This window comes from Citrobacter sp. Igbk 14, from assembly GCF_028069825.1.
GTDB lineage: Bacteria > Pseudomonadota > Gammaproteobacteria > Enterobacterales > Enterobacteriaceae > Citrobacter.
Genome location: NZ_JANEWM010000006.1, coordinates 67,465 through 93,909 on the forward strand (window position 1 = coordinate 67,465; position 26,445 = coordinate 93,909).

A 26,445-nucleotide genomic window follows, 5' to 3' on the forward strand; every position below is an offset into this window, starting at 1 on the left:
CATGCTGAAAACGATTCGTAAACACGGTATCACTCTGGCACTGTTTGCCGCGGGCTCTACAGGGTTAACGGCGGCGATTAATCAGTTAACCAAGTCTACCATTGATGAACAAGCGGCTCTTCAACAAAAGGCGCTGTTTGATCAGGTACTACCTGGCGATCGCTACAATAACAATCTGCCAGAAAGTTGCTATCTGGTGAATGCGCAGGCATTAGGTAAAGGTACACATCGTGTCTATATTGCCCGCCAGGACGACCGTCCGGTTGCGGCAATTCTGGAGGCCACGGCACCCGATGGTTATTCCGGTGCAATTCAACTGCTGGTTGGTGTAGATTTCAACGGTACTGTGCTGGGTACGCGGGTGACGGAACATCATGAAACACCCGGCCTCGGTGATAAAATTGAGTTACGTCTGTCAGACTGGATCACCCACTTTAGCGGCAAAACGATTAATGCGGAAAACGACCCTCACTGGGCGGTGAAAAAAGATGGCGGCGATTTTGATCAGTTCACCGGCGCGACCATAACGCCCCGAGCAGTGGTTAATGCTGTGAAACGTGCTGGCCTGTTTGCGCAGACTCTGCCTGCGCAACTTCCTCAACTTAGCGCCTGTGGAGAGTAACCATGAGCGAAATTAAAGACGTCATTGTTCAGGGACTTTGGAAAAATAACTCCGCCCTTGTACAGTTACTCGGCATGTGTCCGTTGCTGGCCGTTACCTCTACCGCAACCAATGCGTTAGGTCTGGGGCTGGCGACTACGCTGGTGTTGACCCTGACAAACCTGACTATTTCAGCGTTGCGCCGCTGGACGCCACCCGAAATCCGTATTCCAATTTATGTCATGATCATCGCCTCCGTGGTGAGTGCGGTACAAATGCTTATCAATGCCTACGCCTTTGGCCTGTATCAATCACTGGGTATCTTTATCCCGTTGATTGTAACCAACTGCATTGTCGTTGGCCGTGCTGAAGCCTTTGCTGCGAAAAAGGGCCCCGCTTTATCCGCTCTCGATGGTTTTTCTATTGGCATGGGTGCGACCGGTGCCATGTTTGTTCTCGGATCGCTGCGTGAAATAATAGGTAACGGTACATTGTTCGACGGTGCAGACGGACTGCTGGGCAATTGGGCCAAAGTCCTGCGCGTGGAGATCTTCCATACTGACACACCATTTCTGCTGGCCATGCTACCGCCGGGTGCATTCATTGGCCTTGGGCTGATGCTGGCTGTTAAATATCTGATTGATGAAAAGATGAAGAAACGTCGTGCTGAGGCCGCTATGGCAGCAGACCCGGCGGGTGAAACAGGGAATGTGTAATGAACAAAACGAAACGGCTGGAAATACTGACGCGCCTGCGTGACAACAATCCGCATCCCACTACCGAACTCAACTTTACGTCACCGTTTGAACTGCTGATTTCGGTCTTGCTTTCCGCGCAAGCCACCGATGTCAGCGTCAATAAAGCAACGGCTAAGCTATACCCCGTCGCCAATACCCCTGCTGCCATGCTCGAGCTCGGTGTTGAGGGGGTTAAGTCGTATATCAAGACGATTGGTCTGTTCAACAGCAAAGCTGAGAACGTGATTAAGACCTGCCGTATCCTGCTGGAACAGCATAATGGCGAAGTACCGGAAGACAGGGCGGCACTGGAAGCGCTGCCAGGCGTTGGTCGTAAAACGGCCAATGTGGTATTGAATACCGCCTTCGGCTGGCCAACGATTGCCGTAGATACCCATATTTTTCGGGTCTGCAATCGTACACAATTTGCCCCAGGTAAAAACGTCGAACAGGTCGAAGAGAAACTGCTGAAAGTCGTCCCCAGTGAATTTAAAGTCGATTGTCACCACTGGTTAATTCTTCATGGTCGCTACACCTGCATAGCCAGAAAACCACGCTGCGGTTCCTGTATTATTGAAGATCTTTGTGAATTCAAAGAGAAAGTCGATATCTGACAGTATGGGGCCATAACGCTGGCCCCCTATTCCATAACGATTAGTTATGCACTTCTCAATCGTTCATTTCCCGACAATGATGCCGTACCTTCCGGCATATCTAATGTAATATTCTTGTGAACTAACACCTGAGCAGGTTAATCGTTTTTTTAATAGTAGAAATTTCTATCCATCCGTGATCAAGATCACTCTGATAACATTATGTAAAATATTTATTATTTTGCAGTTAAAATGACAATCAGATGACCTGACAGGCTCGTTTCGATACAAAACATTACACTGGCTATTTTTCAGATAATGGGCTATATCACTACCTTCAGGCCAAAATAGCAGAACATATCGCCACATTCCCATTTTAACCCCATCCTGACAGTGTAAAAATCTGCCATTCTTCAAATGAAGAAATTTAACGCTGGATAACATTTCTCAGCCCCGACGATTTCACCACCTGAGTTATATGTAACAGATTATTACAAACCCCTTGTCTGAATGGTCAAGATAGTGAACATTACTTGCCGTTTCCCCTCCCACTATAACAATCGGACGGATGAACTTGACTCATCACGTACCAGAACACCCCCGTTGATATGGGATGTAAAAAAAGAGGTAAAAGTGTCTACTGCAAACAATAAACCAACAGAAAGCGTCAGTTTAAACGCCTTCAAACAACCAAAAGCGTTCTATCTCATTTTCTCAATTGAGCTGTGGGAGCGTTTTGGTTATTACGGCCTGCAAGGGATTATGGCCGTCTACCTGGTGAAGCAACTGGGTATGTCAGAAGCGGATTCCATCACTCTTTTCTCCTCCTTTAGCGCCCTGGTATATGGCCTTGTTGCTATTGGTGGCTGGTTAGGTGATAAAGTTCTGGGCACAAAGCGTGTGATTATGTTGGGTGCCGTTGTCCTGGCTATTGGTTATGCACTGGTTGCATGGTCTGGTCACGATGCGGGTATCGTTTATATGGGTATGGCGGCCATCGCGGTCGGTAACGGCCTGTTTAAAGCAAACCCATCCTCTCTGCTTTCTACCTGCTATGCCAAAGATGACCCGCGTCTTGATGGTGCATTCACCATGTACTACATGTCCGTCAACATCGGTTCATTCTTCTCTATGCTGGCAACACCGTGGCTGGCAGCACGTTACGGTTGGAGCACCGCGTTCGCCCTGAGCGTCGTGGGTATGCTGATCACCGTTGTTAACTTCGCATTCTGCCAGCGTTGGGTTAAACAGTACGGCTCCAAGCCTGACTTTGAACCTATCAACTTCCGCAACCTGCTGTTGACCATTGTTGGTGTTGTGGTGCTTATCGCTATCGCAACATGGCTGCTGCACAACCAGGGCATCGCACGTATGGTTCTGGGTGTTATCGCCATGGGTATCGTGGTTATTTTTGCGAAAGAAGCGTTCTCTATGCAGGGTGCTGCACGTCGTAAGATGATCGTCGCCTTTATTCTGATGCTGGAAGCCATTATCTTCTTCGTACTGTACAGCCAGATGCCGACGTCCCTGAACTTCTTCGCGATTCGTAACGTTGAACACTCTATTCTGGGTATTGCTTTCGAACCAGAACAGTATCAGGCACTGAACCCGTTCTGGATCATCATCGGTAGCCCAATTCTTGCCGCTATCTATAACAAGATGGGCGACACTCTGCCAATGCCTACCAAGTTCGCTATCGGTATGGTGCTGTGCTCAGGCGCATTCCTGATCCTGCCGCTGGGTGCGAAATTTGCGACCGATGCGGGCATCGTTTCTGTTAACTGGCTGATCATCTGCTACGGTCTGCAAAGTATTGGTGAGTTGATGATTTCTGGTCTGGGTCTGGCGATGGTGGCACAGTTGGTTCCACAGCGTCTGATGGGCTTCATTATGGGTAGCTGGTTCCTGACAACTGCGGGTGCAAACATCATCGGTGGTTACGTGGCTAACATGATGGCGGTTCCAGAGAATGTGACTGACCCGTTGATGTCCCTTGAAGTCTACGGTCGCGTGTTCCTGCAGATTGGTGTTGCTACCGCAGTTATCGCCGTTCTGATGCTGCTGACTGCGCCGAAACTGAACCGCATGACGCAAGATGACGACGTCAGTGAGAAAGCCTCTAAGGCCGCAACAGCGTAATTCTCAGGGAAACTTAATTTCAGGCCGCTAACTGTTGTTAGCGGCTTTTTTTTTGTTCCAGGTAGCACTACCATACGGTATACCTCAGCCAAAAGGAGTTACCGATGAAACTGTTCTACAAACCGGGCGCTTGTTCTCTTGCTTCCCACATCACACTTCGTGAGAGCGGTAAAGATTTCACGCTGGATGGTGTTGATCTGATGAAGAAACGTCTGGAAAACGGCGACGATTTTTTCGCGGTAAACCCGAAAGGACAAGTTCCCGCACTGTTGCTGGATGACGGTACACTACTGACAGAAGGCGTTGCCATCATGCAATATCTGGCAGATACCGTTCCAGACCGTCATCTCCTGGCCCCTACCAGCAGCCTCTCCCGCTACAAAACTATCGAATGGCTTAACTATATCGCTACAGAGCTACATAAAGGTTTTACCCCTCTGTTCCGACCGGATACGCCAGAGGAGTACAAACCAACCGTTCGCGCATTGCTTGAGAAAAAAATGCAATATGTGAACGAATCGCTGAAAGACAACCCGTGGATTTGCGGCGCACGCTTCAGCATTGCTGATGCCTATCTGTTTACCGTGCTACGTTGGGCGTATGCAGTTAAGTTGAATATGGCAGGATTAAGCCATATCGAGGCGTATATGACGCGCATGGCTGAGCGTCCGGCAGTTGCCGCAGCGCTTAAAGCGGAAGGGTTAAATTAATTGTTGTTACCGGGTAGCGCTTGCGCTTACCCGGCCTACAGAAAAACGTAGGCCCGATAAGCGTGAGCGCCATTGCACATTGATTACAGCTGAGTGGCGCTAAAGTAGTGTTCTGGTTTCGCGATACGATCCTGGGCGGCAACCACCTGCAGTTCATACTCCTGCATCTCTTTGGTGGCGATCATAATTTCGTACACCGCCGCCGTCACATGCTCCAGCGCCTGCTGCAATGAAGCCCCCTGCAACAATTTAACCAACAGCAAGCCACTGGTGACATCACCAACGCCAACCGGTTGGCGTGCGCCAAAATCGACAAGCGGACGGCTGATATGCCACGCCTGATCGGCGGTAACCAACAGCATCTCAAAACGATCTGCGCTGATACCTGCACGGGCAAGATGCTTGACCAGCACAATTTCCGGTCCCTGAGCAATCAGTTCACGGGCAGCCATCACCGCTTCATCAACATTGTTAACCGCATGCTCGCACAGAATTTCGAGTTCAATCAAATTTGGCGCGATAATGTCGCTGGCCGGAAGTGCGTGACGAACATGAAATTCCGCAACGCCAGGTGCCACGATGCAGCCTTTTTCAGGATGCCCCATCACTGGATCGCAAAAGAATTTCGCCTGAGGATTTGCCGCTTTCACTTTGCGCACAATACCCAGAATATGCTCGCCCTGCTCTGCGGATCCCAGATAACCACTCAGCACCGCATCGCAGGTCTTTAGTTTATCGATATCAGCAATACCCTGAACAATTTCAGTCAGGTGGCTGGGCGGCATAACACAGCCGGTCCATTTACCGTACTGCGTGTGGTTAGAAAACTGAACGGTGTTGAGCGGCCAGACATTCGCGCCAAGACGACGCATCGGAAATTCGGCAGCACTGTTGCCGGCATGGCCAAAAACAACGTGGGACTGGATGGCGAGGATATTCTTCATTTTACTTACCACAACCCTAAAAAATAAAGGGGCGTAGTTTCCCACGCCCCTGCTGACTTTTACTTATTTCCAGCAAATCAGACAGTAGTTCTTTTTGCCACGGCGCAGTAAGGTGTAGCGGCCGAACAAAATATCACTGTCCTGGAAGAAATATTCCGGGTCAGATTGTTTCTCACCATTAATGGTGACCGCATTAGACGCAATGGTCTTACGCGCCTGACCGCGCGAAGGCTGCAGTTCAGAATCCACCAGCGCCTGCATCAGGTCGGCACCCTTGTCCATTTCGATCATTGGTACACCATCCTGCGCCAGCTGTTCGAAGTCCGCTTCGCTCAGATCGCTCAGGTTACCATTGAACAGGCTTTCGGTAATGCGTTTCGCCGCCACTAAACCTTCTTCGCCGTGAACCAGACGCGTTACCTGCTCAGCCAGAACATACTGGGCACGCGGTGCTTTACCGCTGTTCTTATCTTCTTCTTCCAGCGCATTGATCTCTTCAATGTCCATAAAGGTGAAGAATTTCAGGAAGCGATATACGTCCGCATCAGCCGTATTGATCCAGAACTGGTAGAACTTGTATGGACTGGTTTTCTTCGGATCCAACCAAACTGCGCCACCTTCCGTTTTACCGAACTTGGTACCGTCAGCTTTAGTGATCAGCGGAACCGTCAGGCCAAATACCTGGTTCTGATGCAGGCGGCGGGTCAGATCGATACCAGAGGTGATGTTCCCCCACTGGTCAGAACCACCAATTTGCAATGCCACGCCATGCAGTTTATTCAGGCAGGCAAAATCATAACCTTGCAGCAGGTTGTAAGAAAACTCGGTAAAGGAGATCCCCTGATCGTCACGGTTCAAACGCTGCTTAACCGCTTCTTTGTTGATCATCTGGTTTACGGAGAAGTGTTTGCCGATATCACGCAGGAAAGTCAGTACGTTCATACCGCCAAACCAGTCGTAGTTGTTCGCAGCAATCGCCGAGTTGTCGCCACAGTCGAAATCGAGGAACGGTGCAACCTGTTTGCGGATTTTATCCACCCACTCTTGCACGGTATCTTCGGTATTCAGTTTACGCTCGGCGGCTTTAAAGCTCGGATCACCAATCAGACCCGTTGCACCGCCTACCAACGCAACAGGCTTATGGCCTGCCTGCTGGAAGCGTTTCAGGCATAACAATGGAACCAGATGCCCCAAATGCAAGCTGTCAGCGGTAGGATCGAAGCCGCAATAGAGCGCGATCGGGCCTTGCGCCAGTCGCTCTGCTAACGCTTCCTCGTCCGTCACCTGGGCCACCAGCCCCCGCTCTTGCAATTGTTTAATCAAGTTACTGCTTGCCATCAAAATCTCCATGTATAAAACGACTGCACCTTTGCCGGTACACGACTTTTCGCCTGATGCGAAAGAGACATAGAATAAAGCGCCGGATTCATCAGCACCAGCGCTTAAAACAAGAATTTTGCATCTTTAGGGGGCCAGACGGTCAATTTTCCACGCGTCATCTTCACGTTGGTATAAAAAACGGTCGTGCAGACGGTTTTCGCCACCCTGCCAGAACTCCATTTGTTCAATGCTCACGCGAAAGCCGCCCCAGAAACTTGGCAACGGCACTTCCCCTTGCTGAAACTTCTGCTTCAGCTCAAGAAATTTACTCTCCAGAATTCCACGTGCGGAGATCCGACTGGACTGCTTAGAAACCCAGGCGCCAATCTGGCTATCGCGCGGGCGACTGTGGAAATATTTCACCACCTCAAGCGTGGACAAGCGTTCGGCCTTACCGATAACCATCACCTGCCGTTCCAGCGTATGCCAGGGGAATAACAGGCTGATGCGCGGGTTGTTCTCGATCTGGTGCGCCTTACGGCTGCCCATGTTGGTATAAAACACCAGCCCTTTGTCATCATAATGTTTGAGCAACACGATTCGCTGGTACGGCTGGCCGTGTTCATCGACTGTTGCGACGACCATAGCGGTAGGGTCTGCCAGTTTTGCATCACAGGCTTGCCCCAGCCAGCGCTCAAACAGAGCGAGGGGTTCGGCGGGAAGATCGCGGCGGCGAAGACCGCCTTTCGTGTATTCACGGCGCAGATGCGCGATTTGCTGCAATTCGTCGTTATCAGACATGATGTTGGGCTACGGATTGTCAGTGGGTGACGCTATTGTGCGCCGCCCAGGTGAAAATCTCAACGCTTCGGGTTCTGTAACTGACAGTTATTCAGCACAATTCTGTCTCGTTTATATACCGTCGCGTTGTCTCCTTTAGACCAGAAGACGTAGATACCATCTGTGTAGCGTGCACCCGATGCCGACACGCCCTGTTTGAGATTTAATAGTTGATTATCATAAACAAAGCTCGCCACCTGTCGGGTATTATTCAATTTTACGGTAAGCGGTTTTTCATCACAGCGATATTCGAGCGTATCCGTTTGCATACGCTCGACAAATTGGTTGTACACACTACAACCGGTAAGCAATACGGGCAGACACACTAATAACAGTTTTTTCATAGCCATATCCTGAAGACTTTCCTGGTCCCGGAGGGCAAAAACACCCTCCCTAACATCCCTAGTTTATCGGTATACCGCCTGGAATAATTTCAGTTAACTCTGAGTTCGTGGATTGGCGGGAAAAATAGCCCCTAAAACGCTGGGCTCAGATGCGCCGGTCACCGAAGGCAGGTTCCCCGGCAGTCCCGCAAGTGTACGCCACGCCAGCCAGGCAAAGGCTAACGCTTCCATATCATCACCACTGATCCCGGCTTCATCGGTGGAGGTCACTTCCGTACCCGGCAACAGCGCCGCCAGACGCATCATAAGAAGTGGATTACGGCTTCCGCCGCCACATACCATCAACCGTTCACACCCTCCGCTCAACAGGACCTGTTCGGAAATCGTCACGGCCGTCAGTTCAGCCAACGTCGCCTGTACGTCTCGTGGGCTAATTCCCGGAAACTGGGTCAGATGGCGTTCAATCCAGCCATAATTGAAATATTCGCGCCCCGTACTCTTTGGCGCTGGTGCGGAAAAATACGGGTCGTTAAGCATCGTTTGTAACAGCGGCAGAATCACTGTCCCCGAACAGGCCCACTGCGCATCTTTATCATAAGGTTGGCCACATTGCCGCCAAATCCAGGCATCCATCAGCATATTGCCCGGACCGGTGTCATATCCCCGAACCGGTTGTTTTGGGATGAGCAGTGACAGATTGGCAATACCACCAATATTTAACACCATCCGGCGCTCCGTTGGATGCGCCAGCAACGCCTGGTGAAAAGCAGGAACCAGCGGTGCCCCCTGTCCGCCTAACGCGATATCGCGCCGACGAAAATCACCGACCACCGTTACCCCGGTACGCGCAACAATCTGGTTGTTATCACCAATTTGTAGCGTGTGTGGCGCAATTCCTGTCGGTTCATGCCACACGGTTTGCCCATGACAGCCGATCGCGACAATATCCTGCGGTTTCAATTTTTCCTGCTGCAGCAACGCATTCACCGCATCGGCGAACAAACGTCCCAACTGCGTGTCCAGTTGACCGTATTGGGAAAGCGTCAGTTGCTGCCCCTGACAGATATCCAGAATGGCCTGTTTTACATGAACGGGGATGGGCCATGTCAGACTTGCCTGCTGCGCAACCATCGTTTCATCTATCGCCGCCAGCACAACATCCACACCATCAAGGCTGGTTCCAGACATCACTCCGATAAAACGGCCCGATTTCATACGTCATCCTTTTAAGCAAATTAGCCTTGACACTCCACCATAAAGTGTCGACTAATTCCATGCTTCCTTGATGATTTTTGCGGGTTAATCTTCCCAGTAACCCCTAAATTTCATTAACGTGATGAATGATTCGTTTATACTCGGTTAACCCGATTTCGGTTAAGATTTTCATATTGTTCCAGTAGAACATGTGACCTTAGACTCACAAATGCCATATAATTTAGCCATGAGGAGTGCTTTATTAGCGTTTCGTGGTGACAAAGGAGATTTGTAAATGATTAAACGTGTGCTGATTGTTTCATTAATGGGCGTATCTTTAGCGGGCTGCGTTAACAATGATAGCCTTTCAGGTGACGTGTATACCGCATCCGAAGCGAAACAAGTTCAGAACGTTACCTACGGTACGATTGTTCATGTTCGTCCGGTGCAAATCCAGGGTGGTGACGACGCAAACGTGATTGGCGCTATTGGTGGTGCTGTGCTGGGTGGGTTCCTCGGTAACACAGTAGGCGGCGGTACCGGTCGTTCATTAGCGACAGCGGCAGGCGCGGTTGCCGGTGGCGTAGCAGGCCAGGGCGTACAAGGCGCGATGAATAAAACCCAGGGCGTAGAACTGGAAATTCGTAAGGATGACGGTAATACCATCATGGTGGTTCAGAAGCAGGGTGCGACCAAATTCTCTGCAGGTCAGCGCGTTGTTATGGCTAACAATGGTAGCCAGGTTACCGTGTCTCCACGTTAATCGAATTCACGTGTGGTCAGCCTCTGGCCACACGTCGTTTTGATCGCTTTAGCCCTGCGACTGCAGTTCAATGATATTGTGTTCCAGTCTGGCGACCAGTTTTATCAGCAGATCAATTTCCTCAGCGGAAATCCCTTCCAAAATTTCGCCGCGCGTTTTGTTGATAACCGCTTCCATATCAGCAATCAGCGGTTCGGCCTTCTCCGTTAATTTAATTCTCTTTGCCCGACGATCGCTGGCGCAAGTCTGTCGTGAAATGAGTCCCTTTTCTTCTAACTGGTCGAGCGTACGCACCAATGAAGGCTGCTCAATACCAATCGCTTTAGCCAGCTGGATCTGTGATTGATCCGGTGGCAACTGATGAATGTTGTGCAGTGTAACCCAATGCGTCTGCGTCAACTCCAGAGGTTTCAGGCGATGGTCAATCAGAGCACGCCAAATGCGCACCAACCGTGCCAGATCAGAACCTAATGGCGATTCCAATTTCATCTCCTTATAATTAGCTTGCTAAGTTATTGTGCTGATTTTAGAATAGTGTGCAGCATTTGTATTCCCAAAACAAATGTATTGCCAAATTTGCTTACCGGTTGACATTTTTTCAGACATTATGCCTTACAGAGACACATTGTCCCTTTTTTTGCTAAACCTATAGCAACGCTCTTTTCGCCAAGGATTTTGCCCGTGAAGTTTATGTTTAATGCAACAGGATTGCCCCTACAAGATTTAATGATCGGAGCATCTGTCTACTTCCCCCCTATTTTCAAGGCGTTTGTTGCAGGATTTATCCTCTGGCTAGTTGTTCATCGCCTGCTACGCGACGGGATCTATTCTGGCGAAATCTGGCATCCCCTGTTAATGGATCTGTCCCTCTTTACCCTTTGCGTGTGTCTGGCCTTTGTCATGTTGATTGCGTGGTGATTATGTCGCTTAAAACCATTAAATACTTCTCCACTATTATAGTCGCTGTTATTGCCGTCCTCGCCGGGTGGTGGATGTGGAATTACTATATGCAGTCGCCATGGACGCGTGACGGAAAAGTCCGCGCTGAACAGGTCAGCATCACTCCGCAGATCTCTGGCAGCATTAGTGAACTCAATATTAAAGATAATCAACTGGTTAACAAAGGCGATGTTCTTTTTGTTATCGACAAGACCCCTTTCCAGATTGCTGAGCTGAATGCACAGGCTCAGTTGGCCAAAGCGCAGTCCGATCTGACCAAAGCCAATAATGAAGCCAAACGTCGCCGCAATTTGTCGCAAAATTTCATCTCGGCCGAAGATTTGGACAGCGCACTGCTCAATGTAAAAGCCATGCAGGCGACCGTTGCCGCAGCCCAGGCCAGTTTGCGCCATGCTCAGTGGCAACTGGCGCAAACGGTAGTCAAAGCCCCGGTCACAGGCTGGGTCACCAATCTATCAACCCGTACCGGAGACTACGCCTCAACGGGTAAACCTCTGTTTGCCCTGGTCGACAGCCACTCTTTTTATGTCATGGGCTATTTCGAAGAAACCAAACTACGCCATATTCAAGACGGGGCACCTGCTCTTATCACGCTCTACAGCGGCAACATTAAGTTACAGGGTCACGTTTCCGGCATTGGTCGCGCCATTTATGATCAGAGTGTGGAAAGCAATTCTGGTCTGGTTCCTGACATCAAACCAAACGTTCCGTGGGTTCGTCTGGCGCAGCGGGTTCCCGTTCGTATCGAATTTGATACCCTTCCGCACGATGTTACGCTGGTTTCGGGGACAACCTGTAGCGTGTCCATCGGTCAGCAAAAATGAAACTACCCCGCCTGACACCAGCCAGTCTGCCGTGGTTTAAAGCCACGAGTGGACAGTGGCGTTACGCGCTGCGTAATACTATTGCGATGTGTCTGGCGTTAACCTTCGCCTATTACCTGAATCTCGACGAACCCTACTGGGCGATGACATCAGCAGCGGTGGTCAGTTTTCCAACCGTTGGTGGCGTGATCAGCAAAAGCCTGGGGCGTATCGCGGGCAGTTTACTTGGTGCAACGGCCGCATTGATTATAGCCGGCCATACCCTCAATGAACCCTGGCTGTTTCTGTTGAGCATGTCAGTCTGGATCGGTTTTTGTACCTGGGCGTGTGCGCATTTCACCAACAACGTGGCCTACGCTTTTCAACTGGCAGGCTATACTGCAGCGATTATTGCGTTTCCAATGGTGCATATTACAGAGGTAACGCAGCTGTGGGATATCGCCCAGGCACGCGTGTGCGAAGTCATTGTCGGGATCCTCTGTGGCGGCTTGATGATGATGATCCTGCCCAGCACATCCGATGGCACCACGCTGCTGACCGCTTTGAAAAATATGCATGCACGTTTGCTGGAGCATGCCAGCTTGCTCTGGCAACCAGAAACCACAGATGCTATCCGCACCGCCCATGAAGGGGTGATCGGTCAAATCCTGACAATGAATCTGCTACGTATTCAGGCGTTCTGGAGCCACTACCGTTTTCGCCGTCAAAATACCTTACTCAATGCGTTGTTACACCAACAGTTGCGGTTGACCAGCGTTATTTCCAGTCTGCGGCGAATGCTACTGAACTGGCCTAATCCTCCGGCTAATACCCGGGATGTCATCGAGCAGTTGCTGACCGCGTTAGTCAAACCTGATACCGACAGCTACGCCGTCGCGCGGATTATCGCCCCGCTGTGCCCCGTCGATCAGCATGACTATCGGCACGTCGCCTTCTGGCAGCGTCTGCGCTATTTTTGCCGCATCTATCTGAAAAGCAGTCATTATCTGGGCTTGCTGGAAAAGGGCGTCACGGCCGATCGTATCAATATTGAGCGTACGCCGGGTCTTGCCCGTCATACCGATAACGCGGAGGCTCTCTGGAGCGGATTGCGTACCTTCATTACGCTGATGTCCATCGGCGCGTGGAGCATTGGTGCACAATGGGAGTCAGGCTCCGGGGCTCTGACGCTTGCCGCCATCAGTTGCGTGTTATATTCCGCCGTAGCGGCCCCCTTCAAATCACTCTCTTTGCTGATGCGCACGCTGGTCCTGCTGTCGCTGTTCAGTTTTGTGGTGAAATTCGGTCTGATGGTACAAATTACCGATCTCTGGCAGTTCATTCTGTTTCTCTTTCCGCTGCTTGCCACCATGCAATTGTTAAAATTACAGATGCCGAAACTGGCGGGCCTTTGGGGACAGCTGATCGTCTTTATGGGATCGTTTATCGCGGTGACCAATCCTCCTGTCTATGATTTTGCAGGTTTTTTGAATGACAATACGGCGAAGATCACCGGCGTCGCGCTGTCGTGGCTGGCTTTTGCTATTCTACGGCCAGGTTCTGATGCGAGAAAAAGCCGCCGCCATATTCGCGCGTTACGGCGTAACTTTGTCGATCAACTTAGCCGCCATCCTTCACTCAGTGAAAACGAGTTTGAGTCGCTGACCTATCATCATGTCAGCCAGCTCAGCAACAGCCAGGATGCACTGGCGCGACGTTGGTTACTACGCTGGGGAGTGGTGTTACTGAACTGCTCACACGTCGTGTGGCAACTTCGCGTCTGGGAGGCGCGATCAGATCCGCTGGCGCGCGTCAGGGATGTGTGTATCTCACTGTTACGCGATGTGATGAGTGAACGTGGCGTGCAGCAACGTCCGCTGAATGCCACGCTTAATGAACTCCAGCGCATCTGTGATGCACTGGCCCATCATCATCAGCCCGCAGCGCAGGAGTTATCGGCCCTTATCTGGCGACTACACTGCTCACTTTCACAACTTGAGCAAGCGCCGCCTCCGGGCACGCTGAGTCGCTGATTACTTGATAACACCACAGGCGTAACGTGCCCCTCCGCCGCCAAGTGGTTTCGGCTGATCGGACATATTATCGCCACCAACGTGGATCATCAGCGCCTTACCTTTAATTTCATCAAGTGATTTCAACCGGGGGGCTGTCACTGCCGTCGTGGCATTCCCTTCGTTATTTACCACCAGTAAAGGCAGGTCGCCCATGTGGCCTGCACCTTCCGGACCTTCATGCTTGCCAGTTTTATGCGGGTCATAATGACCGCCAGCCGATTCTGCTGCCGAGGCTTTCCCCTCTTTAATAGCGGGCTGGCAACTGCCGTTAGCATGCACATGAAAACCATGTTCACCCGGCGGCAGTGCTTTAAGATCAGGCGTAAACTCCAGCCCTTTTGCGGATTCGGTAATGGTGACAGTACCAATTTCCTGGCCAACGCCCTGCGACGTCACCAGATTCATCACCACTTTCTCACTGGCAGCCTGTGCACCTGCACAGGCTAGTAATGTGATGATGGCTAAACTCAAACGTTTCATACAACCTCCGTCATCCAGGTGTCTGACTGATAAGTGTAATCCAGTGACACAAATTTGAACGACGGAACGCTGAATACGTGATTAAGGTACGTCGTAACCGAGAGCCGCTTTACGAATACGGAACCACTGCTGGCGAGACATGTTCAATGACTCTGATTCAATTGCAGCACGCACACGTTCAATTTTACCCGAGCCAATAATCGGCAGCGGCTGCGACGGTAGACGCAGGATCCACGCATACACCACCTGCTCTATGGACTGCGCATTCAGTTCTTCTGCTATCACGGCCAGTTCATTGCGCAGCGGCTGGAAGGCGTCATCATTGAACAGACGCCCACCGCCCAGGCAAGACCAGGCCATTGGGCGGACACGCAGTTGTTGCAGCTGATCTAACGTCCCATCCAACAGGAGAGGTTGATGCACCGGAGAAATTTCGACCTGATTGGTTGCCAGAGTAAAGGGTAATCGTGATTGCAGCAGTGAAAACTGTGCTGGCGTGAAGTTAGAGACACCAAAATGGCGCACCTTACCGCTATGATGTAATGTCTTGAAAGCTTCCGCCACATCATCTGCATCCATTAACGGATCGGGGCGGTGGATCAACAGCAGATCAAGGCGATCGGTTGCCAGCAGCTTCAGCGACTGTTCGGCACTGGCAATAATATGGGCGCTGTCAGTGATGTAATGACCCAGCGCGTTTTCCTCTTTCGCTGTCGTGGCAATACCGCATTTGGTAACAATCTGCATTTTTTCACGCAGGTGCGGTGCCAGTTTCATTGCCTCGCCAAACGCCGCCTCACACTGGTATCCGCCATAAATATCCGCGTGATCGACAGTCGTGACGCCCAGATCGAGATGTTCCTCAATAAAGCTGACTAGCTGACGCGCGGACATATTCCAGTCCATCAGACGCCAGTACCCCATCACAAAGCGCGAAAATTCCGGGCCTTGCGGCGCAATAGTAATACGCTGAACCATAGCAGCTTCCTTATAAGTGAATGTGCATCGAGTATACGCAATAACGCTTTTAAAAGAGTGAAGGTTGTTGCGGTTCTTCCGGCGGGTTGGATTTGTTTGCGCGTAATTTACGCATCAGACGCTGGCGACAGAGTCGCAGCACCTCCTGCTTTTGGGCATCGCTCATTTTCTGCCAGTTAAAACGCTCATCCCGACTGCGAAAACATCCACGACAAAAACCGCGATCGTCAGACTGACATATACCGCGGCATGGGCTCTGGACGGGGAAAAACTCCAGCTGTTCGGCCACATCCCCTCCTTTTGTAAGATTGATATACCTATTGAAGACGGTAACTGAAAATCTGGCAAGCGCTATTGCATTAGACCGACTGGTCTATTACACTCCTCGACATGAACAAAGTAACTGAACACGATACACGCGAACATCTTTTGGCGACCGGCGAGCGACTGTGTATGCAGCGCGGTTTCACCGGTATGGGTTTGAGCGAGCTACTGAAAACCGCGGAGGTTCCCAAGGGTTCGTTTTATCACTATTTTCGCTCAAAAGAAGCGTTCGGTGTGGCGATGCTGGAGCGCCATTACGCGAGCTATCATCAGCGACTGGCTACGCATTTTGAGACGGGCGCAGGAAACTACCGCGACCGCATTCTGGCCTACTATCAGGAAACTCTGAACCAGTTTAGCCAGCACGGCATCATCAGTGGCTGTTTAACTGTGAAATTGTCTGCCGAAGTGTGCGATCTTTCCGAAGATATGCGTACAGCAATGGACAAAGGCGCCCGGCACATTATTACGCTGCTGGCGCAGGCGCTGGAAAAAGGTCAGGCGAATCATTGTCTGTCGTTTGTTGGCGAACCTTTGCAGCAGGCGCAGGTGTTGTATGCGCTGTGGCTGGGTGCCAACCTGCAGGCCAAAATGTCGCGTAGTGCCACGCCGCTGGAAAACGCGCTGGCTCACGTCAAAACCATCATTGCAGCGCCTGTCGTTTAACAGGCGTTTTTATTTAATTTATCACTAGACGACCGGTCTATTCAGGAGTGTAACATGTCATCTGAAAAACTCTTTTCCCCGCTTAAGGTGGGTGCGATCACTGCGGCAAACCGTGTGTTTATGGCCCCACTTACGCGTTTGCGCAGCATCGAACCTGGCGACATCCCTACTCCGCTGATGGCCGAGTACTATCGCCAACGCGCCAGTGCGGGTCTTATCATTAGCGAAGCGACACAGATTTCTGCGCAGGCGAAAGGTTATGCCGGAGCGCCAGGTTTGCACAGTGATGCACAAATTGCTGCGTGGAAAAAGATTACGGCGGCTGTACACGCTGAGCAGGGCCATATTGCCGTTCAGCTGTGGCATACCGGGCGTATCTCCCACTCCAGCCTGCAGCCAAACGGTCAGGCTCCGGTTGCCCCATCCGCCATCAGTGCCGGCACCCGAACGTCTCTGCGCGATGAAAATGGACTGGCCACACGTGCCGATACCTCAATGCCACGTGCGCTGGAAACCGAAGAAATCCCGGGTATCGTGAATGATTTCCGCCAGGCGATTGCCAATGCACGTGAAGCCGGTTTTGACCTGGTCGAGCTGCATTCTGCTCACGGTTACTTACTGCACCAGTTCTTGTCGCCAACTTCAAACCAGCGTACCGATCAATACGGCGGTAGCGTTGAAAACCGCGCTCGTCTGGTACTGGAAGTCGTCGATGCCGGTATTAAAGAATGGGGTGCCGAACGCATTGGTATCCGTGTTTCCCCAATCGGCTCGTTCCAGAACGTCGACAACGGTCCGAATGAAGAGGCTGATGCTTTGTACCTGATCGAACAATTGGGCAAGCGCGGCATTGCTTATCTGCATATGTCCGAGCCAGACTGGGCTGGTGGCGAACCGTATTCAGACGCGTTTCGCGAGAAAGTTCGCGCACGTTTCCACGGTCCGATTATTGGTGCGGGTGCCTATACACCAGAGAAAGCTGAATCACTGATCGAGAAAGGTCTAATCGATGCAGTTGCCTTTGGTCGTGCTTACATTGCTAACCCGGATCTGGTTGCACGTCTGCAGCGTAAAGCCGAGCTCAATCCACAGCGTGCGGAAAGTTTTTACGGCGGCGGTGCTGAAGGCTATACCGATTACCCTACCCTGTAAGGTCCTGAGAATTGCCAATCGATTTCTAATCGTTCATTGATAGCGGCGTTATAACGCCGCTATACTAAAACAACATTTTGAATGTATTAGCCATTTTTGAAGGGGAAGAAAGATGCGTTTACTTCATACCATGCTGCGCGTGGGTGACCTGCAGCGTTCCATCGAGTTTTATACCAACGTGTTGGGCATGAAGCTGCTGCGTACCAGCGAAAACCCTGAATATAAGTACTCTCTGGCATTCGTCGGATACGGCCCTGAAACCAGCGAAGCCGTGATCGAACTGACCTATAACTGGGGCGTTGATAAGTATGAACTGGGTACCGCATATGGCCACATTGCCCTGAGCGTAGATAACGCGGCAGAGGCCTGTGAACGTATTCGTCAAAACGGCGGTAACGTGACGCGTGAAGCCGGTCCGGTAAAAGGCGGTACGACGGTCATCGCGTTTGTTGAAGATCCAGATGGCTATAAAATTGAGCTGATCGAAGAAAAAGACGCCGGCCGCGGTCTGGGCGACTAAACTCTCCTCGGGCGCAGATCGTCTGTGCCCGTAGTTTTATACTCATCATTTTGCCATAATACGCGCTGCAATTTTCCCGTATTAAGAGACCCAGATGTCCGATAACGCTCAACTTTCCGGTCTGTGTGACCGTTTTCGTGGTTTTTATCCTGTCGTCATTGACGTCGAAACAGCAGGATTTAACGCCAAAACCGATGCGCTGCTTGAAATTGCCGCCATCACACTGAAAATGGATGAACAGGGCTGGCTGATGCCGGACATGACGTTACATTTCCACGTTGAACCGTTTGAAGGGGCGAATTTACAACCCGAAGCGCTGGCATTTAACGGCATCGACCCGAGCAACCCGTTGCGTGGCGCCGTCAGCGAGTACGACGCGCTGCATGCCATCTTTAAAATGGTACGTAAAGGTATCAAAGATAGCGGCTGTAATCGGGCGATCATGGTGGCGCACAATGCGACATTTGATCACAGTTTTATGATGGCTGCGGCAGAACGCGCCTCACTGAAACGTAATCCGTTTCACCCCTTCGTCACCTTTGATACGGCAGCATTAAGCGGCCTGTCGTTGGGGCAAACAGTACTGTCAAAAGCCTGCCTTGCTGCAGGAATGGAGTTTGATGGGACTCAGGCGCACTCGGCGCTGTATGACACCGAACGGACAGCCGTTCTGTTCTGCGAAATTGTTAACCGCTGGAAACGTCTCGGCGGCTGGCCTCTGCCAGTGCCCGAAGAGGCGTAACGGCGGCATAAAAAAAGCGACCTGCGGAGGTCGCTTTTTTATTTTTGCTGGTTACTCAGCGTCCGGCTCTTCGGTTTTGTATTTCGCCGCAGTTTCTTTAATCAACTGCTGCAACTCACCACGCTGGTACATTTCAATTAAAATGTCACAGCCGCCTACCAGTTCACCATCAACCCACAGCTGTGGGAAAGTCGGCCAGTTGGCATATTTCGGCAGCTCGGCGCGAATATCCGGGTTCTGCAGAATATCAACATAAGCAAAACGTTCACCACAGGCGGACAACGCCTGCACAGCCTGAGCAGAGAAACCGCAGCTTGGCAGTTTTGGGGAACCTTTCATGTACAGGAGAATCGGGTTTTCAGCGATCTGGCGCTGGATTTTTTCGATAGTGGTGCTCATTATCTTGCTTCCTTAAACTTCTTTTACGGCAGTAGTCTGACATTGTAGCGGGTCAGGCAGGTAACGGAAAATAACATTTTCATTACGCGATATTATTTTATCGCCTGTCGTTAAAAGTTGCATTCACAATCTCATTTATCCGCGTAAAGCCTGGGGATTTGATTATCTGTTCACCAATTACGCCTTGAATTGCTGTTTTTTTTTGCGGTCGGTTACGAAACGTAGTTTTAAACGAAAAAAGCTATTAACTTTCCCTCTTTCTATAGATTAGAATCGTCAAGTTTTGAAAATCACACGCAGGCACGATAGACCTGCCTTACCAGAGGACTGCTCAGTGGCGCGGATAAACCGAATCTCGATCACGCTCTGTGCTTTACTTTTTACCACACTGCCTTTTACGCCTATGGCTCATGCTTCCAAGCAGGCCAGGACGACGCCTACCGCTTCCCACACCGTCAAGACGGTAGATAAAAAGAAAAGCGCAACAACCAGCCAAAAAGCAACAAAAACCAACAAGAAAACGGCGACAAAAAACACCAGTAAAACCAGTACGAAAACGGCCTCCTCTTCCAAAAAACGCACAGCAACTCCGGCAAAATCGACGAAAACAGCAAACCGTCGCAGTAAAACAGCGGCAATACAAACCCCTGCCGTCACCTGGACTGAAAAATGTACCCCGCGCAAAGGTCATAAGCCACGTTGTGTAAAAGTGAAGACGACTGCACCAACAGCCGTTGCGGATGTACATAAAGTAAAAGTACAGAAAGCAACCAAAACCGCTATGTCTACCCTGATGAACCAAATCGGTAAACCTTACCGTTGGGGTGGCACATCACCCAGAACCGGTTTTGATTGCAGCGGGCTGGTTTATTACGCATACAAAGATCTGGTGAAGTTCCGCATCCCGCGTACCGCCAATGAAATGTATCACCTGCGCGACGCTGCGCCGATTGAACGTGGTGAACTGAAAAACGGTGATCTGGTCTTCTTCCGCACGCAAGGTCGCGGTACCGCTGACCACGTTGGCGTCTATGTTGGCAATGGTAAATTTATCCAGTCTCCACGCAGCGGTCAGGAAATTCAAATAACCTCTCTGAGCGAAGATTACTGGCAACGCCACTACGTGGGCGCTCGCCGTGTGATGACGCCGAAAACAATTCGCTAAAAACTTACCCTACAGAATATGCTGTAGGGTAAGTTCTTCTTTTGCATAACCTTTCAATTTGCTACCCTATCCTTACTCACAATGAGGCTATTGTGTGTACTCACTATAAATAATAAGGAGAGAAGCAATGTCGTTCGAATTACCTGCATTACCGTATGCCAAAGATGCTCTGGCACCGCACATTTCTGCCGAAACGCTGGAATACCACTATGGCAAACACCATCAAACCTACGTGACCAATCTGAATAACCTGATTAAAGGCACCGCGTTTGAAGGTAAATCACTGGAAGAGATCGTACGTAGCTCTGAAGGTGGTGTATTCAATAACGCAGCACAGGTATGGAACCACACGTTCTACTGGAACTGCCTGGCACCAAACGCAGGCGGCGAGCCGACCGGTAAACTGGCCGAAGCGATTGCCGCCTCCTTTGGCAGCTTTGCAGACTTCAAAGCACAATTCACCGATGCCGCTATCAAGAATTTCGGTTCTGGCTGGACCTGGCTGGTAAAAGGAACGGATGGCAAACTGGCTATCGTATCCACCTCCAACGCAGGTACACCGCTGACGACTGACGCGACGCCTCTGATGACCGTTGACGTGTGGGAACATGCTTACTACATCGATTATCGTAATGCCCGTCCTGGCTACCTGGAACACTTCTGGGCACTGGTGAACTGGGAATTTGTTGCGAAAAACTTCGCAGCATAAAATGACAACGCAGAAGGGGTTCCCTTCTGCGTTTTTGTTTTTAATTCGTTGCGTTGCAGACTTCTTCCGCTTGCTTTCTTGCCGAGACAAAGACCAGCAGTAACGCAAGTCCCGCCACAATCGCCCCCATTACCGGGACGAAACTGTAGCCCAACCCTCCGGAAATTACCGCCCCACCGGCGGCCGCTCCCAGGGCATTCCCCAGATTAAACGCGCCAATATTCACTGACGATGACAATCCAGGTGCCTCACTGGCAACGCGCATCACACGCATCTGCAGCGGCGGAACCACCGCAAACGTTGCTGCGCCCCACACCACCATACTCACGGCCGCACCCAGCTCATTACGTGCAAGGAAAGGTATCGCCAGCATAATAACCATCAGCAGCAATAAAAAGCCTTTCAGCGTACCGTTAACCGAACGGTCAGCCAGTTTACCGCCCAGATAGTTACCGATAGAGAACCCAACGCCAATCAGCACCAGCATACCGGTGACAAACGCCGGTGTAGCATGAGTAATACTGTGCAGCACCGGTGAGATGTAGGTATAAAGCGTAAACATCGCACCGGCCCCCAGAACGGTCGTCAGTAAAGCTGACACCACTTGTGGACGCATTAATACAGCCAGTTCTTTGCGCACATCAGGGCGCTCACCTGCCCCGCCTTTCGGTAACGAGAAGAACAGACTGACCATCGCGATGACGCCCAGTCCCGCCGTCGCCATAAAGGACATACGCCAGCCGATGGTTTCTCCAAGCCAGGTTGCCGCGGGAACACCGCCAATATTCGCGATCGTTAACCCCATAAACATAGTCGCAACGGCGCTGGCCTGTTTATGTTTGGGGACAACGCTTGCCGCCACAACCGAACCGAGGCCAAAAAATGCCCCGTGGTTAAGACTGGTCAAAATGCGCGACAGCATCAGCGTCGTGTAATCCGGAGATATCGCCGAAAGCACATTACCCAATGTAAAAATGGCCATCAGGAAGATAAGCGCATTGCGACGCGCACGATGGGACAGCAGTAAGGTCATCAGCGGTGCGCCAACCATCACGCCTACCGCATACGCGCTGATTAACATCCCTGCGGCCGGAATGGAAACATCCACGCCTTTGGCAATGACGGGTAGCAATCCCATGGGAGAGAATTCGGTCGTTCCAATGCCAAACGCACCTATCGCCAGCGCCAGTAAAGGATAATTTATTTTCATCTATCGACTCCGTAACGTCGAGCCTTGGCACGACACATCATAAGAGTCAAAAGCATGACATTGATCGCAAAATTAATAAAGTTAACAAAACTGCAAAAGACTTTTGCTTATTTGCAAAAAATAGGAAGGGAAAGACAAGCAGAAAGGATGAGGGAGAGTGAACTCCCTCGGGGGAAATCAGTGCAGTGCTGCAGTCAGGCCACCCGCAACAATCAGGCCCAGAACAATTATGGTCGTCACTAACGAAAATTTCAGATCGGTGCTCATCAAGTTTTCTCCTTTTTATTCCCACACAAAAAGTGATATTGCGCATTTTTACACACTTGAAAGCAAAAATCTCTCACGATTTATATTGATAACTGCTTTTAACTCTTCCCCTTTTCGTTAAGATCAGACAAAATTCCACGCTTACTTGATTAGCGTACCGGCCATTGACCCCTTCCTGACGTTCCGTGTCGTTTTCCCGGCGTGCCGCAACCCTGACGTTGCGTTGAGGGTGTGTGAAGGCAAACGTTTACCTGGAGTATTCTCAGGAGCTTAGGATATGGTCTGGAGTGAGATGTAATGGCAACTATTAAAGATGTAGCGAAGCGAGCAAACGTTTCCACTACAACCGTATCACACGTAATTAACAAAACGCGCTTTGTCGCAGAAGAAACGCGCAACGCTGTCTGGGCAGCGATTAAAGAACTGCACTACTCCCCTAGCGCAGTTGCACGTAGCCTGAAGGTGAATCACACCAAATCGATCGGTTTGTTGGCAACCAGCAGTGAAGCTGCCTATTTCGCCGAAATTATCGAGGCTGTTGAGAAGAATTGTTTCCAGAAAGGCTACACGCTGATTCTGGGCAACGCCTGGAACAGCCTTGAAAAACAGCAGGCCTACCTGTCTATGATGGCGCAAAAGCGCGTAGATGGCCTGTTGGTAATGTGTTCAGAGTATCCGGAATCACTGCTTTCCATGCTCGAAGAGTATCGCCATATTCCAATGGTGGTCATGGACTGGGGCGAGGCAAAAGCCGACTTTACCGATACCGTCATTGATAACGCTTTTGAAGGTGGTTACATGGCAGGCCGGTATCTGATTGAACGCGGTCATCGTGAGATCGGCGTGATCCCAGGTCCCATGGAGCGTAATACCGGCGCAGGCCGCCTGGCTGGCTTCATGAAAGCGATGGAAGAGGCTCTGATTAAAGTTCCCGAAAACTGGATTGTCCAGGGTGATTTCGAACCTGAATCCGGCTACCGCGCTATGCAGCAAATCCTCTCCCAGTCGCATCGCCCAACCGCCGTATTCTGTGGTGGCGATATTATGGCGATGGGGGCGCTGTGTGCCGCAGACGAGATGGGACTGCGCGTGCCGCAGGATATCTCAGTTATCGGTTACGACAACGTACGCAACGCCCGATACTTCACCCCTGCGCTGACAACCATCCATCAGCCAAAAGATTCACTGGGTGAAACGGCCTTCAACATGCTGTTAGACCGAATCGTGAATAAACGTGAAGAATCGCAGTCTATCGAGGTGCACCCACGCCTGGTAGAACGTCGTTCCGTTGCCGACGGTCCATTCCGCGATTATCGTCGTTAAGTCAGTTGTGCGGGAGCCTCACCCGGTTCCCGCAGCCACTCTTTATTCAGCGTCTCACTATCCCCCAGGTAGTCCAGTAACCAGCTCAGTGCAGGCGACGTATCGTTCTGCTGCCAGGTCAGGCAACAAGCGGCATCCGGAAACGGATTTTCCAGCTGTAACGCCACCCATTTTCCGCTATCGATCCACGGTTTTGCAAAATGCGTCGGTACCATCCCGACACAGAGTCCGGCTGACAAGCAGGTGGCCGAGGATTCCCAGTCAGGAACCACAACGCGTTTTTGGTTGTCCAGTAACCATGTAATACGTTTCGGCAGTGTGCGGGAGGTGTCTTCGCGTACCAGCGATGGCCAGTTGCGCAACGTATCGTCACTGAGCGGTCCCGGCATTGCCGCCAACGGATGATGACTGGCTACCACGCAACTCCAGCTCAGCATTCCCATATCCCGGAACGTATAGCGTCCCCCTACCGGAATGGCCTGCGTTGCTCCGATAGCTAACTCCACGCGACCATCCGACAGCGCGTCCCAAACGCCATTAAACACCTCCTGAAAGACCAGAAGTTCCACATCATCGAAATGGCGGTAGAAATCCACAATCATCTGTCGGGTCCGTTCTGGACGCACAATATTATCTACCGCAATCGCCAGCTGTCCTCGCCAGCCATTGGCGATTTGTTGACATTGCTGACGGGTGATCTGCATTTTTTTGATAACAGACCGACCTTCTTTTAAAAACCACGCGCCAGCAGGCGTTAATTCCACGTCCCGATGACGGCGTTCAAAAAGAGGCACAGCCAGCCACTCTTCCAGTTGGCGCACCGTGTAGCTTACCGCCGAAGGTACGCGGTGCAACTCCTGAGCAGCGGAACTAAAGCTACCGTTACGCGCCACTGCATCAACCACCTCAAGTGAATATTCCGACCACATGCTCTGCCTGCAAAAAATTTGAAATCAGTAAGCAAATATTAGCGTTTCACAGCGAGAATTACACTCACTACACTCAGCGGCAATGTTCTATTGCTAAAAAGAGAAACGATAATGCAACCAGGAAAAGGGTTTTTAGTCTGGCTGGCAGGTCTTAGCGTGCTGGGTTTTCTGGCAACCGATATGTATTTGCCCGCCTTTGCGGCTATTCAGGCCGATTTACAGACACCCGCTTCTGCCGTGAGTGCCAGCCTTAGTTTGTTCTTAGCGGGTTTTGCCGTTGCACAACTTTTGTGGGGGCCACTCTCCGACCACTATGGTCGTAAACCGATTTTGATGCTGGGCTTATCCATCTTCGCGCTGGGCAGCCTGGGTATGTTGTGGGTAGAAAACGCCACCGGCTTACTGGTGCTGCGCTTTATTCAGGCCGTTGGTGTCTGTGCGGCTTCGGTTATCTGGCAGGCGCTGGTTACCGATTATTATCCTTCACAAAAAGTAAACCGCATCTTTGCCACCATTATGCCGCTGGTCGGATTGTCTCCTGCACTTGCACCGTTATTAGGCAGTTGGATCCTGGTACACTTTTCCTGGCAGGCCATTTTTGCCACCCTTTTTGCGATTACCCTGATCCTGATGTTGCCGGCCCTGCGCTTAAAACCAACGGCAAAAGCACGCGATGACAGCCAGGATAAACTGACGTTCGCGACGTTGCTGCGCTCCAAAACATACCGTGGAAATGTACTGATTTACGCAGCATGTTCCGCGAGCTTCTTCGCATGGCTGACGGGTTCACCGTTTATCCTTAGTGAAATGGGCTATAGCCCGGCTGTTATTGGTCTGAGCTATGTCCCACAAACTATTGCATTTTTGATCGGTGGTTACGGCTGCCGTGCGGCACTGCAAAAATGGCAGGGTCGCCAGCTTCTGCCGTGGTTACTTATCCTGTATGCCATTAGCGTTATCGCCACCTGGGCTACTGGCTTTATTCACCACGTTGCGTTGGCTGAAATCCTGATCCCATTCTGCGTGATGGCCATTGCAAACGGGGCAATCTACCCTATCGTTGTCGCCCAGGCGCTGCGTCCATTCCCTCAGGCAACAGGGCGTGCCGCTGCGCTGCAGAACACGCTGCAACTGGGACTATGCTTCCTGGCAAGCCTGGTCGTTTCGTGGTTAATCAGCACACCGCTGCTCACCACCACCAGCGTTATGCTGACGACAGTGCTGCTGGCCGCGCTAGGCTACAAAATGCAGTCACAGACTGACAACACATCCTTGCCGGATGAGAGCGCGCAAATTGCCCACGGTGAGTCACATTAATCATTGTTGCGGGCATTTAGTTAGCCCGCTAACAATTATCGGTTGAATAGCCAAAAATTCAGGCCTATACTGATTTTCGGTTGTTAATAAAACGATAAGATTTATAGAGTAACGGGAACAAGCAGGTTCCCGTTTTTCCATGGATGGCCTTTTCGGCAAGGGTTCCTCCCTTCCTCTGTTCTACGTCGGATTATAGATTCGCGGATTAATTCCGTGAGATTTCTCACAAAGCCCAAAAAAG

The 26,445-nt window shown here is 51.0% G+C and carries 29 protein-coding genes and 1 pseudogene; 17 read left to right on the forward strand and 13 right to left on the reverse strand.

Annotated features, from left to right (window positions below):
• The first annotated feature begins 1 nt into the window (after nucleotide 1).
• The 5 genes from rsxG to gstA all read left to right on the forward strand — a co-directional run bounded on the left by rsxG (nucleotide 2) and on the right by gstA (nucleotide 4,780).
• The gene (rsxG, locus tag NNN64_RS04035) at nucleotides 2–622 is read left to right on the forward strand and encodes an electron transport complex subunit RsxG (RefSeq protein ID WP_271440568.1); all 621 of its coding nucleotides are present in this window, start codon (nucleotides 2–4) and stop codon (nucleotides 620–622) included.
• A gap of 2 nt (nucleotides 623–624) precedes the next feature.
• The gene (locus NNN64_RS04040; RefSeq protein WP_048211748.1) at nucleotides 625–1,317 is read left to right on the forward strand and encodes an electron transport complex subunit E; all 693 of its coding nucleotides are present in this window, start codon (nucleotides 625–627) and stop codon (nucleotides 1,315–1,317) included.
• Complete coding sequence (gene nth, locus NNN64_RS04045; protein WP_137381266.1) at nucleotides 1,317–1,952, forward strand: endonuclease III; 636 nt, start codon at nucleotides 1,317–1,319, stop codon at nucleotides 1,950–1,952. Before NNN64_RS04040 ends, nth begins: the two co-directional genes overlap by 1 nt.
• 612 nt (nucleotides 1,953–2,564) lie before the next feature.
• Nucleotides 2,565–4,070 carry a dipeptide/tripeptide permease DtpA gene (gene dtpA / locus NNN64_RS04050; protein ID WP_271440569.1) on the forward strand — a complete coding sequence of 502 codons (1,506 nt, stop codon included), beginning with the start codon at nucleotides 2,565–2,567 and terminating at the stop codon, nucleotides 4,068–4,070.
• Nucleotides 4,071–4,174: 104 nt separating this feature from the next.
• A complete protein-coding gene (gstA, locus tag NNN64_RS04055; protein WP_202038721.1) occupies nucleotides 4,175–4,780 on the forward strand; it encodes a glutathione transferase GstA in 606 nt (201 codons plus the stop codon).
• Between the two features lie 83 nt (nucleotides 4,781–4,863).
• Here gstA and pdxY read toward each other — a convergent pair whose 3' ends face one another.
• From pdxY to anmK, 5 genes are all read right to left on the reverse strand, one after another.
• Entirely contained in the window at nucleotides 4,864–5,724 is an 861-nt protein-coding gene (gene pdxY / locus NNN64_RS04060) for a pyridoxal kinase PdxY (protein WP_271440570.1), read from the reverse strand.
• 63 nt (nucleotides 5,725–5,787) lie between these two features.
• Complete coding sequence (gene tyrS / locus NNN64_RS04065) at nucleotides 5,788–7,062, reverse strand: tyrosine--tRNA ligase (protein WP_020996426.1); 1,275 nt, start codon at nucleotides 7,060–7,062, stop codon at nucleotides 5,788–5,790.
• 126 nt (nucleotides 7,063–7,188) lie between these two features.
• Nucleotides 7,189–7,845 carry a pyridoxamine 5'-phosphate oxidase gene (pdxH, locus tag NNN64_RS04070; protein WP_048211753.1) on the reverse strand — a complete coding sequence of 219 codons (657 nt, stop codon included), beginning with the start codon at nucleotides 7,843–7,845 and terminating at the stop codon, nucleotides 7,189–7,191.
• Between the two features lie 59 nt (nucleotides 7,846–7,904).
• On the reverse strand, nucleotides 7,905–8,234 hold the full coding sequence (gene mliC / locus NNN64_RS04075) for a C-type lysozyme inhibitor (protein WP_202038722.1): 330 nt from the start codon (nucleotides 8,232–8,234) through the stop codon (nucleotides 7,905–7,907).
• 87 nt (nucleotides 8,235–8,321) lie between these two features.
• The gene (gene anmK, locus NNN64_RS04080; protein WP_137381272.1) at nucleotides 8,322–9,443 is read right to left on the reverse strand and encodes an anhydro-N-acetylmuramic acid kinase; all 1,122 of its coding nucleotides are present in this window, start codon (nucleotides 9,441–9,443) and stop codon (nucleotides 8,322–8,324) included.
• Nucleotides 9,444–9,717: 274 nt separating this feature from the next.
• Between anmK and slyB the strand changes: the two genes are divergently transcribed.
• Nucleotides 9,718–10,185, forward strand: a complete 468-nt coding sequence (gene slyB / locus NNN64_RS04085) for an outer membrane lipoprotein SlyB (RefSeq protein ID WP_003029175.1) — start codon at nucleotides 9,718–9,720, stop codon at nucleotides 10,183–10,185.
• 48 nt (nucleotides 10,186–10,233) lie between these two features.
• Here the strand turns inward: slyB and slyA are convergent, their stop codons facing one another.
• On the reverse strand, nucleotides 10,234–10,674 hold the full coding sequence (gene slyA, locus NNN64_RS04090; protein WP_019076732.1) for a transcriptional regulator SlyA: 441 nt from the start codon (nucleotides 10,672–10,674) through the stop codon (nucleotides 10,234–10,236).
• 192 nt (nucleotides 10,675–10,866) lie between these two features.
• Between slyA and NNN64_RS04095 the strand changes: the two genes are divergently transcribed.
• The 3 genes and pseudogenes from NNN64_RS04095 to NNN64_RS04105 all read left to right on the forward strand — a co-directional run bounded on the left by NNN64_RS04095 (nucleotide 10,867) and on the right by NNN64_RS04105 (nucleotide 14,006).
• The gene (locus NNN64_RS04095; RefSeq protein WP_202038724.1) at nucleotides 10,867–11,103 is read left to right on the forward strand and encodes a DUF1656 domain-containing protein; all 237 of its coding nucleotides are present in this window, start codon (nucleotides 10,867–10,869) and stop codon (nucleotides 11,101–11,103) included.
• 2 nt (nucleotides 11,104–11,105) lie between these two features.
• Nucleotides 11,106–11,969, forward strand: a complete 864-nt coding sequence (locus NNN64_RS04100) for an efflux RND transporter periplasmic adaptor subunit (RefSeq protein WP_271440571.1) — start codon at nucleotides 11,106–11,108, stop codon at nucleotides 11,967–11,969.
• A pseudogene (locus tag NNN64_RS04105) lies at nucleotides 11,966–14,006 on the forward strand (FUSC family protein). Before NNN64_RS04100 ends, NNN64_RS04105 begins: the two are co-directional and overlap by 4 nt.
• On the opposite strand, the gene sodC reads toward NNN64_RS04105, so the two are convergent.
• The 3 genes from sodC to NNN64_RS04120 form a co-directional block, all read right to left on the reverse strand.
• Nucleotides 13,982–14,503, reverse strand: a complete 522-nt coding sequence (gene sodC, locus NNN64_RS04110; RefSeq protein WP_271440572.1) for a superoxide dismutase [Cu-Zn] SodC — start codon at nucleotides 14,501–14,503, stop codon at nucleotides 13,982–13,984. The pseudogene NNN64_RS04105 and the gene sodC sit on opposite strands and share 25 nt — an antisense overlap.
• 81 nt (nucleotides 14,504–14,584) lie before the next feature.
• Nucleotides 14,585–15,481, reverse strand: coding sequence for an aldo/keto reductase (locus NNN64_RS04115; protein ID WP_271440573.1), 897 nt, complete (start codon nucleotides 15,479–15,481; stop codon nucleotides 14,585–14,587).
• Between the two features lie 49 nt (nucleotides 15,482–15,530).
• The gene (locus NNN64_RS04120; RefSeq protein WP_137381278.1) at nucleotides 15,531–15,770 is read right to left on the reverse strand and encodes a DUF1289 domain-containing protein; all 240 of its coding nucleotides are present in this window, start codon (nucleotides 15,768–15,770) and stop codon (nucleotides 15,531–15,533) included.
• Between the two features lie 101 nt (nucleotides 15,771–15,871).
• On the opposite strand from NNN64_RS04120, the gene NNN64_RS04125 reads away from it, so the two are divergent.
• From NNN64_RS04125 to rnt, 4 genes are all read left to right on the forward strand, one after another.
• Nucleotides 15,872–16,471 (forward strand): TetR/AcrR family transcriptional regulator, encoded by a 600-nt coding sequence (locus NNN64_RS04125; RefSeq protein WP_271440574.1) that lies wholly within the window; start codon nucleotides 15,872–15,874, stop codon nucleotides 16,469–16,471.
• 54 nt (nucleotides 16,472–16,525) lie between these two features.
• On the forward strand, nucleotides 16,526–17,623 hold the full coding sequence (locus NNN64_RS04130; RefSeq protein WP_271440575.1) for an alkene reductase: 1,098 nt from the start codon (nucleotides 16,526–16,528) through the stop codon (nucleotides 17,621–17,623).
• Between the two features lie 112 nt (nucleotides 17,624–17,735).
• A complete protein-coding gene (gene gloA / locus NNN64_RS04135) occupies nucleotides 17,736–18,143 on the forward strand; it encodes a lactoylglutathione lyase (protein ID WP_003029198.1) in 408 nt (135 codons plus the stop codon).
• A gap of 94 nt (nucleotides 18,144–18,237) precedes the next feature.
• Nucleotides 18,238–18,885 carry a ribonuclease T gene (rnt, locus tag NNN64_RS04140; RefSeq protein ID WP_137381280.1) on the forward strand — a complete coding sequence of 216 codons (648 nt, stop codon included), beginning with the start codon at nucleotides 18,238–18,240 and terminating at the stop codon, nucleotides 18,883–18,885.
• Between the two features lie 51 nt (nucleotides 18,886–18,936).
• Here the strand turns inward: rnt and grxD are convergent, their stop codons facing one another.
• Entirely contained in the window at nucleotides 18,937–19,284 is a 348-nt protein-coding gene (grxD, locus tag NNN64_RS04145) for a monothiol glutaredoxin 4 (RefSeq protein WP_003832760.1), read from the reverse strand.
• Nucleotides 19,285–19,618: 334 nt separating this feature from the next.
• Between grxD and NNN64_RS04150 the strand changes: the two genes are divergently transcribed.
• Together NNN64_RS04150 and sodB are read left to right on the forward strand one after the other, a co-directional pair.
• Nucleotides 19,619–20,449 (forward strand): C40 family peptidase, encoded by an 831-nt coding sequence (locus NNN64_RS04150; protein WP_137381281.1) that lies wholly within the window; start codon nucleotides 19,619–19,621, stop codon nucleotides 20,447–20,449.
• Between the two features lie 127 nt (nucleotides 20,450–20,576).
• Entirely contained in the window at nucleotides 20,577–21,158 is a 582-nt protein-coding gene (gene sodB / locus NNN64_RS04155; RefSeq protein ID WP_048211764.1) for a superoxide dismutase [Fe], read from the forward strand.
• A gap of 40 nt (nucleotides 21,159–21,198) precedes the next feature.
• On the opposite strand, the gene NNN64_RS04160 is transcribed toward sodB, so the two are convergent.
• Complete coding sequence (locus NNN64_RS04160; RefSeq protein WP_271440576.1) at nucleotides 21,199–22,368, reverse strand: MFS transporter; 1,170 nt, start codon at nucleotides 22,366–22,368, stop codon at nucleotides 21,199–21,201.
• A gap of 177 nt (nucleotides 22,369–22,545) precedes the next feature.
• Nucleotides 22,546–22,635, reverse strand: a complete 90-nt coding sequence (cydH, locus tag NNN64_RS04165; RefSeq protein ID WP_003029209.1) for a cytochrome bd-I accessory subunit CydH — start codon at nucleotides 22,633–22,635, stop codon at nucleotides 22,546–22,548.
• 297 nt (nucleotides 22,636–22,932) lie between these two features.
• Here cydH and purR point away from each other — a divergent pair, with 297 nt between their 5' ends.
• Complete coding sequence (purR, locus tag NNN64_RS04170) at nucleotides 22,933–23,958, forward strand: HTH-type transcriptional repressor PurR (RefSeq protein ID WP_137381283.1); 1,026 nt, start codon at nucleotides 22,933–22,935, stop codon at nucleotides 23,956–23,958.
• Here purR and punR read toward each other — a convergent pair.
• A complete protein-coding gene (gene punR, locus NNN64_RS04175) occupies nucleotides 23,955–24,887 on the reverse strand; it encodes a DNA-binding transcriptional activator PunR (RefSeq protein WP_271440577.1) in 933 nt (310 codons plus the stop codon). The genes purR and punR overlap by 4 nt on opposite strands.
• 111 nt (nucleotides 24,888–24,998) lie before the next feature.
• Here punR and punC point away from each other — a divergent pair, with 111 nt between their 5' ends.
• Nucleotides 24,999–26,204 carry a purine nucleoside transporter PunC gene (gene punC / locus NNN64_RS04180; protein WP_271440578.1) on the forward strand — a complete coding sequence of 402 codons (1,206 nt, stop codon included), beginning with the start codon at nucleotides 24,999–25,001 and terminating at the stop codon, nucleotides 26,202–26,204.
• Nucleotides 26,205–26,445 lie beyond the last annotated feature (241 nt).